Origin of the sequence: Streptomyces sp. LS1784 (genome assembly GCF_020103755.1) — a bacterium.
GTDB lineage: Bacteria > Actinomycetota > Actinomycetes > Streptomycetales > Streptomycetaceae > Kitasatospora.
The window spans coordinates 1-870 of sequence record NZ_JAHSQD010001172.1; the positions used below are offsets into that span (position 1 = coordinate 1).

At 77.5% G+C, this 870-nt stretch carries 1 protein-coding gene; it reads left to right on the forward strand.

The genetic code is table 11. From position 1 onward, the window contains the following. Positions 1 to 105 precede the first annotated feature (105 nt). Positions 106 to 804, forward strand: coding sequence for an MBL fold metallo-hydrolase (locus tag KS423_RS46375; RefSeq protein WP_224285646.1), 699 nt, complete (start codon positions 106 to 108; stop codon positions 802 to 804). The last annotated feature ends 66 nt before the right edge of the window (positions 805 to 870 follow it).

Below are 870 nucleotides of genomic sequence, written 5' to 3' on the forward strand. Positions count from 1 at the left end.
ACCCGGCGGGCGTCCGGCGTCGCGGGCGGCGGTGCCCGGGCCCGTCCCGCTCCGCCGGCGGCGAACGCGGGAGTGCCGCGGCGGCCCGGCGCGCAGGATGCGGGCATGGAGATCACCCGGGTACGCGACGAATTGCACATGATCGGCCTGGAGTTCGGCACCGCCTACCTCTGGCGGGACGCGCACGGCCTCACCCTGGTCGACACCGGCATCGCCGGCTCGGCGGACGCGATCGAGCAGGGCATCCGCGCCACCGGGCAGGAGCCGGCCGCGCTGCGCCGGATCGTGCTCACCCACCACCACGAGGACCACACCGGCTCGGCCGCCCTGCTCGCCCGGCGGCACTGTGCCCAGGTGGTGGCGCACCGGCTGGAGGCACCGGTGATCCGGCGCGAGCAGCCGCCGGCGCCTCCGGTGCTGAGCCCGTTCGAGCGGCAGCTGTGGGACGGACTGCCGCCGATCCCGCCCGCCGAGCCCTGCCCGGTGCACCGGGAGGTCGAGGACGGCGACGTGCTGGACATCGGCGGCGGCGCGGTGGTGGTGCACGTGCCCGGGCACACCGACGGCAGCATCGCGTTGCACCTGCCCGGGCCGGGTGTGCTGTTCACCGGGGACCTGGCGGCCAACGTCGGGGGCCGGACCACCCCGGGGGTGTTCCACACCGACCCGGCCCTGGCACTCGCCTCCTTCCACCGGCTGGCCGCGCTGCCGGTGGAGACGGCGGTCTTCGGACACGGCGACCCGATCGCGAAGGACGCCTCAGCCGCCCTGCGCGCCGCCGCCGAGCAGCACCCCCAGGCTTAGCGCCCGCGGCCGGCCCGGGCCGAGCCGGGCGACCTCCTGCCGGCAGTGCGCGAGGTCGCGCCGCGC